The following is an 8,965-nucleotide window of genomic DNA, read 5'->3' on the forward strand; positions in this document are numbered from 1 at the left end:
CTTAAAAAGGAACACTATTGGTTAAAACAAATATAACAGAAATGGGCTAGGAATTAAATGTAGTATTCCGAAGAATGTTTTATTTCCTTCAATACGAATGTACTGTTAAGTACTCCAATATTTTCGATCTTGGAAAGTTTAGTCTTTACAAAGTCATGGTAATCCTCAAGACTTTTGGTATGGATTTTCAGGATAAAATCTACTTGTCCCGCTAAATGGTAACATTCCTGTACTTCTTCCAAATGCTGTACCTGTGCCTCAAACTTTTCTATAAAGGCTTCATTATGATATCGCATGGATACCTGGCATATTACAGTAATAGATCGGTCTATTTGCTTTTTATCCAGAATGGCCACATACTTTTTAATGACCCCTTGCTTTTCCAACCGTCGGACTCTTTCGTAAACTGGGGAGGGCGTAAGATTGAGAATGGCCGCAATTTCCTTGGCGGTTTTTTTTGAATCTTTTTGTAAAATCCTGAGAATGGTAATATCAGTTTGATCAAGTTGCTCCATAAGTATCCAAAAAATTACTTTAGAATAGATTATTTTTTAAAGATAAAAGTAAAATACACTTTAAAAATAGTATAATTTAGGTATAATTACTTAATTATTCCGAAAATTTACATGATTGACTCGTTATTTGTAATTTTGATAGTAATTAACACTTTGTTGATTATGGATAAACGGAAAATCATGAGTGCAAAAATTCTTGTTATAGGAGCCAATGGGCAATTGGGATCAGTGCTTACAAAAGCGTTGCAGAATAAATTTGGTTTGGACAATGTGGTTGCTTCAGATATTCAGGAAGCACCTAATTTTTATGGTTTATTTGAGGTGCTGGACGCCAATGACAGGAATCAAATTCAAGATGTAGTGACAAAACATGGCATTGCACAGATTTATCATTTGGCGGCAATTTTGTCTGCCAAGGGAGAAGCAAATCCATTGGCCACTTGGGATATTAACATGAACATGTTATTTAATGTTCTGGAAGTATCGAGGGTAAACGGATTGGATAAGGTGTTTTTTCCAAGTTCCATAGCCGTTTTTGGGGAAGATGCTCCTGCCAATAATACTCCTAACAATGCCTTTCTTAATCCTGCAACCGTCTATGGGATGAGCAAGGCCGCTGGAGAAAACTGGGCGCAATATTACTTTTTAAAATATGGATTGGATGTAAGGTCCATCCGATATCCCGGAGTTATTGGCTATCAATCCATGCCGGGCGGAGGTACCACCGATTACGCTGTGGATATTTTTCACAAGGCCGTATTGGAAGAAGAGTTTAGTTGCTTCTTGGAAGAAAATACCACGCTTCCCATGATTTTTATGGACGATGCCATTAGGGCCACCTTGGAACTGATGGAGGCACCCAAAGAAAACATTACCTTAAGAACATCCTATAACCTTTCGGGATGTAGTTTTTCCCCAAAGGATATTGTCAAGGAAATACGCAATTATTATCCTGATTTCCAAGTGAAATATGAACCTGATTTCAGGCAGGAGATAGCATCTCGATGGCCTAAATCCATTAATGCCGATGAGGCTACCAAAGATTGGAGATGGAAGCCGGAGTACGACTTAAAAATGATTACCGGTACTATGATCGAAAAGCTTAGGGGACATTACGGAACCCGATCTAAAAAATCAATGGGGATTCTTATATAATTACAATACGCAAGGCCAAGGCCTGGTACAAATAAAATAAGGTAGAAATATGTATTCAACAATAAAAAACGATTTACAGAAGGAACTTGATGCCATTAAAGCTGAGGGTCTATATAAGGAAGAAAGAATTATTACCACACCTCAGGGTGCGGAAATTAAAACCACCAATACCAAGGAGGTCTTAAATTTTTGCGCCAACAATTATTTGGGTCTATCTGCACATCCAGATGTTATAAAAGCCGGTAAAGACGCTATTGACTCCCATGGTTTTGGAATGTCATCCGTTCGTTTTATATGTGGAACCCAAGATATACATAAGGAATTGGAACGCAAGACAGCCGAGTTTTTGGGTATGGAGGATTGTATTCTTTATGCCGCTGCATTTGATGCCAATGGTGGACTCTTTGAACCTATTCTAGGTGCCGAGGACGCTATTATTTCCGATGCACTTAACCATGCCTCAATAATAGATGGTATTAGGCTGTGTAAGGCAAAGCGTTTTAGGTTTGAGCATAATTCCATGACGGACCTTGAAGAACAATTGAAAGCGGCCGATGGCTCTAGAAGAAAATTAATCGTGACCGATGGCTCTTTTTCAATGGACGGAACCATTGCCCAATTGGATAAAATCTGTGATTTGGCCGATAAGTATGATGCCATGGTCATGATAGATGAATGTCACTCTACAGGTTTTTTAGGGGCTACCGGGCGCGGTGCGCATGAATATAGAAATGTAATGGGAAGGATAGATATCATTACCGGAACTTATGGCAAAGCTCTAGGGGGTGCTTCTGGAGGCTTCACCGCGGCGAGAAAGGAAATTGTAGATATACTAAGACAGCGTTCCAGACCTTATCTATTCTCCAATACTGTTGCGCCCTCAATAGTAGGGGCTTCCATTAAAGTTTTGGATGTATTGGCTTCTTCAACCACACTGCGCGATAAATTGGAGGACAACACCATCTATTTTAGAGAGGCGATGACCGCCGCTGGTTTTGATATAGTTGCGGGAGATCATCCTATTGTTCCCGTAATGCTCTATGATGCTCCCTTGGCCCAAAAGTTTGCCTCCCAATTGTTGGATGAAGGGATATATGTAATTGGATTTTTCTATCCAGTGGTGCCACAGGGAAAAGCCAGAATTAGGGTGCAATTATCGGCTGCCCATGAGCGGAAGCATTTGGAAAAGGCAGTAGCGGCATTTACAAAAGTAGGGAAGGCGCTAAAAGTAATTTAGGTCCTATGAACTAAATAGTTGGAAAAGGGTAACGGCCGTTCAAACTTTTTCGATTGGGGTTGGATACTTATTGGTATTCACTAGGGGAGGTTTAATCACCAAGTATTTTGGTTTCAAATCCGTCTATACTCGAAGTGTTTTTATTTTCCCAATACGTTTCAATTCCAGCAGTTCCCTGTTTTGTGGACCATGAGTTCAAAGCATGTCTTTCCTCTTTGAAATCCATATAGGGAACTGCAAATCCACAGGAGGTCTGTACCAAATCGATATCCATTTCAATAATCTGTCGAGAACCAGTGTTTTCTGGGAATAGTTTAATAAAACTATGGAATTCCATATCCCTTTTATGATAGATTTTTGCCTGTCCATAAAGACTTAATATAAGTGGTTTTCCTTCAAATGCACAAAACATAATGGTCATTCTATGGTTCTTCAATAAATGTGCTGCCGTTTCATTGCCACTACCGGTTAGATTGAGCCAAACAATTTTGTTATTATCAATGATTCTAAAGGAATCGGTTCCTTTTGGCGATATATTCACCCTGCCTTCAGAAGCTGCTGTTCCAACAAAAAAAATCTTTTGCTTTTCAATGAATTCTTTCAATTCAATTGTAATCGAATCTAATTTTTTCCCCATGATTAGAAATTATGGTAATACTGAGCCTGCTGATTTAAGACAGGATATTAATTAAATGAAGCCCAAGAATTGGGCTGGTATAAATTTACAAAACTTTCACTGGTGCACGGAAGCGATAGTTCCTAATAGTACTTTGTTTCCCTAAAAAGTCCTGATTATCCGGTCCAATTAGATTTTGAGTTTGGGGCCTTTATTGGAGTCGTAAATTTTTATTAAATGATAAACGTGTATTATACAAAAAACTACTCCGGCAACGATTAGGGGAACCGAGTTTAACATAGCGCCATATATGATATAGAAAAAACTGGAAATCAAATGCCATATTCGGAATTTGTTCATGTCTTTTTTAGTTATAGCAAAGAAGCCTGTAAGGATGGCCATATAGCCAATAGTTTCAATAACGATGTTTGTCATTTTTTAAATTTTTCAATGTTCTTTCCTTGTAATCGCTTTGGTTCACTTTTTCTTCTATTTTCAAAAATTCTTCTAAAAAATTGGGACTGTCTGCAAGTAGGTCCATAACGGTCTGTCTTCCTGCTGTCCAATATTTCTCAAAAACCGGTAATTGCTTATGGGCTTTTTCTGTAAGAGTTAATATCTGCTTTCTTTTATCCTTGGTATCGGTCCTGGTCTCTACATGTCCGTTTTTTTTCATTTTATTAATGATTTTCACCACGGCCGGATGTGAGAATTGCAATGTTTCCGATATTTCGGTTATGGTCATGGTCTTGTTTTCCTGCAGTAGAATAAAAATCAAGTTCCAATTGGGTTCAATATCCAGCCCTTCCGACTTGTATAACTCCTTGGTACTGTATAGTAGGGAATCACTTAACCTCTTAAGCCTACTGGTTAGTCCAACAAATTCCATTTCCGTTAAAAAGTCGTTCATTATTGATTAATTAAGTAACTGGTTACGCAAATGTAAATAATTTCCCGTAACTGGTTACATAGTTTTGAATTTTTTAATAAAAATAATTTCCCATTTCATCTGTTCGGTAAAAAATAGTGGATAATTTATCTGGTTGAATAATTACATAAGATTGATTAACTTTCCAAAAAATTAATAAAGAGCATCCATGTTTAAAAAAACTACATTAACCGTATTTGCCATAGCTTACACTATGGGATTATCATCCACCTTATTGGCACAAAAAAATCAACACTCACAAGATCATACGCATCATGCACATGAACATAATAATGACATGGCCCATCACCAGCATGGCCCAATGGCGTCTGATGACATGCCTTTGCAGGCAAAACTGGTCACAGGCCAGGGCGATTTTATATTTTCATGGGACCAGGAATTAACAGCTGCTTTTCCAGAAGATGCACATGAATTTGAACCGGGAATGCACGGAGGTTTCAATGAAGACCCCGAAACTGGCATTGTATATACAGGTATTCCTGGGTACGGTCTGTGTTCGATCAGCCCAGATCTAACAAAGTGGTCTACCATCGGTAACGATCAACGTTTAAAGGATAATATCCATGGTATTGTTTTCTTTGTTCATAAAGGTGAAAAATACTTGGCCGTAGCACAAGAGGGCAAAAGAGTACTTGTATTGACATTGGATGGCAAAATCGTAAGTGAAATTTTAAAGCCGACGGGCACCGAATTCAAATTTGACCCGGCCAATGAGTTCTTTGCCTCCAAAGACAGTAATTTTGGAGTAACCGACGTAACTTATCTAAACGGAACCCTGTATGTAGCCCATGGTTATTCTGCAGGGGACTTTGTGATGACAATAAAGGAAAAAGGTGGTGTATGGAGTTGGGGCAAGCTTGCCTGGGGTGGAAAAGGAGACAATCCTGGTCAGTTTCAGACTGCACATGGTATATATGCCCATGAAAAACATATCCTTGTAGCCAATAGGGCGGCAGGGCAGGTAGTAAAATTTACCAAGAAAGGTAAGTTTGTGGAAACTTTTAATGATATACCAGAAGGCAGTTTAGTTTGTAATGTTGCCTTCACGGATGAACATTACTTCCTAAATGCTTTGTCGGCCATTGGTGAACAGAAATCGGCTCCGGTCTATGTACATACAGGAGATAAGTTGGTATCTACAGTAATTCCTGGAGATTTGGATATCCCGGTCTTGACCAATATTCACCAGGTTTGGCCACACTTTGTGACCAAAAATGGATCAAAGCAATTGTACTTGCTTGTCCATGGTTGGAATAAAGGCAAATTTGCTGTCTTGAAAATGGAAAAATAGTAGTCTAGCCCTCCTTCCTCGCGAAGGAGGGCTAGACCTAATTTATAACTTACTTGACAGGGGTGAGGACAATATTGCGATAGGCCACATTGCCGTGGTCTCCCTGCAAATAAATTGGTCCCGGACTCAAAACATCGGAAGACATGGCTCCACCTGTGGGCCCCCAAACGGGTTGATTGTCTATGATCTTTTTGCCGTTAAAGATTACTGTCACATGTCGGTCTACCAAGGTGATATCAAATGTCTGCCATTCTCCCGCGGGTTTTTCAGCTGCCACACTAGGTGTAATGCGACTATAGAGAGCTCCCATATTATGGGAATCCAATTCCTTGCCGTATGAATCCACAACTTGAATTTCATAGAGTCCACGTAGGTAGACCCCACTATTGTTTCCTTCGGGTACATTGACTTCCAGCTTCAGGTTGAAATCATTAAATTCCTGAAGGGTGCGAATGTTTCCATAGGAGATATGTTCGTCACCTTCCGGTTGTACCGGATCGTTCATTAGCGTACCGTCTACGACCTTAAAGCCATTGGCCTTTTCAGAATCTATCAATTTCCATCCATCCAAATTTTTCCCATTGAACAATTTGATCGGTTTGTCGTATTTTACTTTGGACAGGTCTGGCGTATTGGGCATGGCCGGCATACGTTTTCCGGTAAATTTTTTAACAGACACCCCGTTTCCATCCCTATTGGGTCCGCTCATGGTACCCTCCAAGACATCTCCCCTTTTTTTGATCTCCAGGGTATAGGTTAATGTATGGTTGCGATCGGCACTTCTTTTCACCTGATTGGTTCTTGTAACAACCAACGTATTTTCGTCAACCACATATACATTGGAGACCGGGACTACACTACCGCCAATCCATAACAGTTCGGCATCCAAGAAGCCTTGGTCCTCATGTACGTTTAACCAGCCCGCACCGCCACCTTCAATGTCCAGCCCCCACATACCCATAAAAGGGTTGGTGGATACGGATGGTGTCAAATTATTGGCAAAGCCATTCATGGCAATAATCAATGCTACTACTGATGTTAGTGTCCTTTTCATTTGGGTTGGGTTTAATTCGCCTTAAATTTTTGAACTCTAGGCTGTTATTTATCTTTTGAAGATAATAAATTGTTGGAAAATAAAGCTATATTTCAATGACTTAAATCAGAACATAAGTGCAAATACCTTCTTACATTTATTTGAAATTCTTTGGCTACGGCTACAAAATCCAATCGTAGAGTAGGGCAGGAGTGTAACTGGATGGTCAACTGTCTATTCAGAATAATCATTTTTTTACAAAAACCATACAATGCTGCCATGGAAGATTATCTATGTTCCGATCTAGTTTCATACCGGCAGCCTGCATTTCTTTAACGGCCTGTGCTTCAGTCATTTTATGAAGTGTTTTTATGGGCACAGTGTCATCTTCACCGCGGTATTCTATTAAAAACAGTTTGCCATCTGCCCGTAATGCTTTTTTAATGGAGGCAATAACTTCCACTGGATAATTAAACTCATGGTAAACATCTACAAGCAGCACCTTGTCCACTGAATTTTCTGGCAGGTTTATACTTTTTTCGCTTCCTTTTATGACCAAAACATTCTTAAAACCGCTCTCATCTTTACGCCGATCGATCTCTAACAACATCTCATCCTGAATATCAATGGCGTAAATAAGTCCATGCCGGGCCATTGGAGCCATCTTAAAAACGTGGTAGCCCGATCCGGCACCAATGTCGGCTATGATATCCTTGGAATCAATGGCCATATTCTTCAATAATGTAGTGGTGTTTTCCTCTTCTTCACGATCGGGACGGTCCAACCATTGCATTCCCTGGTACCCCATCACATGGGCAATTTCCCTTCCCATATACCATTTTCCGATACCATTGGGGTCACCACTCTTAAAAGTGTAATTACTATTTTGGGTATTGTCCTGGGCAACACCTTGGTTAAAAGGCAATAGAATAGCTAGTAAGAATATAGCCTGAACAACCTTTGTCATAACCTTCTGCAGTTTTATTTTTTATAGTTCATTAGCTTTTGTCCAATGTCATTGCCATTTATGGTTATATTCTGTTTCATATAGCATATGAGATGGGTATACAAAATGGACAGAGGGAATACACCTTTGGATTAAAGATAATGGATTGTTGGGATTTTACTTTGGGAAATCGGAACGAAATTAATAAATCCCTTCTTCTTTTGTATTCGGTTTTTGACTATTTCAGTTACCTAGATCAGAAAATAAAAATTGTTTAATTCTAGTCAAGTATCCCTTTTTGGATCAGAAACCTACTGTTTTTTTGTATATAGTATTGAGCGATGGCTAGTTAGGCAACCCAAGAACTATTTACCCAGGTAATGCCAATTTCAAATTTAATAGGAAGATCAAAAGTCCTTTGGAAATTGTGAATATCTATTTGTGGAATGGGGGGATATTATTTTTTGTAAGACCTATTTTTGGCATCCTTAAAATAAATTGGATATGAGTCAGACTTGGTACGAGTGCAAAGTAAAATATAGAAAAATCCATGAAACTGGAGAACAAAAAGTAACTACGGAAACCTATTTGTTGGATGCCATATCGTATACAGAAGCGGAGAGTAGAATAAACGAGGAGATGGCCGCCTATACAAGTGAAGAATTCTTCATTACGAATATAAAGGTTGCGAATTTTTCAGAGGTGCATCCTTTTGAAAATTCGGATCGCTGGTTTAAGTCAAAAGTAGCTTTAATTGCCTTCGATGAAAAAAGTGGTAAGGAAAGAAAAACAAATATTTATTTGCTGGTGCAAGCCAATGATGTAAAGGAGGCTTATGATAACACCATTCAGGCTATGAAAGACACTATGGGCGATTACACCATTCCCGTAATTTCCGAATCACCCATCATGGATGTATTTCCGTATTTTTCTGGAGACGAAGGAGACTTGAAAGAATTGGAAAAGTTTAATGCGCTAAAGTCCTCCGTTCCAGAACCTATTGAATCGGAAGAGGAATTGGACGTTATGGAGAACGAGCTGGTAGTACCGGAAGGAGTGTTGGACGGGGAAGAGGACTAGTGTTGTCTACAAATACTTAAATTATAAATAAAGGAGGGCTTATTGGCAGTCATGGTCGGAAGATTTTTTCTTCCGACTTTTTTTGTTTTTTACATCCCCATAATTTTTGGTCAACTGATTGATTTTCAGGCATTTAACTTGTT

At 39.1% G+C, this 8,965-nt stretch carries 10 protein-coding genes; 4 read left to right on the top strand and 6 right to left on the bottom strand.

What is annotated here, in order from left to right:
• Positions 1-53: 53 nt before the first annotated feature.
• Entirely contained in the window at positions 54-515 is a 462-nt protein-coding gene (locus CWD91_RS20570) for an Lrp/AsnC family transcriptional regulator (protein WP_103442858.1), read from the bottom strand.
• A 180-nt stretch (positions 516-695) separates the two neighbouring features.
• Here CWD91_RS20570 and CWD91_RS20575 point away from each other — a divergent pair, with 180 nt between their 5' ends.
• Both CWD91_RS20575 and kbl read left to right on the top strand, forming a co-directional pair.
• Positions 696-1,670 carry an NAD-dependent epimerase/dehydratase family protein gene (locus CWD91_RS20575; RefSeq protein ID WP_103442875.1) on the top strand — a complete coding sequence of 325 codons (975 nt, stop codon included), beginning with the start codon at positions 696-698 and terminating at the stop codon, positions 1,668-1,670.
• Between the two features lie 49 nt (positions 1,671-1,719).
• Entirely contained in the window at positions 1,720-2,907 is a 1,188-nt protein-coding gene (gene kbl, locus CWD91_RS20580; RefSeq protein ID WP_103442859.1) for a glycine C-acetyltransferase, read from the top strand.
• 91 nt (positions 2,908-2,998) lie between these two features.
• On the opposite strand, the gene CWD91_RS20585 is transcribed toward kbl, so the two are convergent.
• The 3 genes from CWD91_RS20585 to CWD91_RS20595 form a co-directional block, all read right to left on the bottom strand.
• Positions 2,999-3,544, bottom strand: coding sequence for a pyridoxamine 5'-phosphate oxidase family protein (locus tag CWD91_RS20585; RefSeq protein ID WP_103442860.1), 546 nt, complete (start codon positions 3,542-3,544; stop codon positions 2,999-3,001).
• Positions 3,545-3,712: 168 nt separating this feature from the next.
• Entirely contained in the window at positions 3,713-3,958 is a 246-nt protein-coding gene (locus CWD91_RS23190) for a YgjV family protein (protein ID WP_103442861.1), read from the bottom strand.
• The gene (locus CWD91_RS20595) at positions 3,939-4,433 is read right to left on the bottom strand and encodes a MarR family winged helix-turn-helix transcriptional regulator (RefSeq protein WP_103442862.1); all 495 of its coding nucleotides are present in this window, start codon (positions 4,431-4,433) and stop codon (positions 3,939-3,941) included. The genes CWD91_RS23190 and CWD91_RS20595 overlap by 20 nt, the downstream gene beginning before the upstream one ends.
• Before the next feature lie 187 nt (positions 4,434-4,620).
• On the opposite strand from CWD91_RS20595, the gene CWD91_RS20600 reads away from it, so the two are divergent.
• Positions 4,621-5,763: an NHL repeat-containing protein gene (locus tag CWD91_RS20600; RefSeq protein WP_103442863.1), complete on the top strand. Its 1,143-nt coding sequence runs from the start codon at positions 4,621-4,623 to the stop codon at positions 5,761-5,763.
• Between the two features lie 49 nt (positions 5,764-5,812).
• On the opposite strand, the gene CWD91_RS20605 is transcribed toward CWD91_RS20600, so the two are convergent.
• On the bottom strand, positions 5,813-6,817 hold the full coding sequence (locus CWD91_RS20605) for a 3-keto-disaccharide hydrolase (protein ID WP_103442864.1): 1,005 nt from the start codon (positions 6,815-6,817) through the stop codon (positions 5,813-5,815).
• A 226-nt stretch (positions 6,818-7,043) separates the two neighbouring features.
• The gene (locus CWD91_RS20610; protein ID WP_103442865.1) at positions 7,044-7,763 is read right to left on the bottom strand and encodes a class I SAM-dependent methyltransferase; all 720 of its coding nucleotides are present in this window, start codon (positions 7,761-7,763) and stop codon (positions 7,044-7,046) included.
• Positions 7,764-8,246: 483 nt separating this feature from the next.
• Between CWD91_RS20610 and CWD91_RS20620 the strand changes: the two genes are divergently transcribed.
• Positions 8,247-8,822, top strand: coding sequence for a DUF4494 domain-containing protein (locus tag CWD91_RS20620; protein WP_103442867.1), 576 nt, complete (start codon positions 8,247-8,249; stop codon positions 8,820-8,822).
• Positions 8,823-8,965 lie beyond the last annotated feature (143 nt).

The sequence above is a fragment of the Arenibacter hampyeongensis genome, from assembly GCF_002909255.1.
GTDB lineage: Bacteria > Bacteroidota > Bacteroidia > Flavobacteriales > Flavobacteriaceae > Arenibacter > Arenibacter hampyeongensis.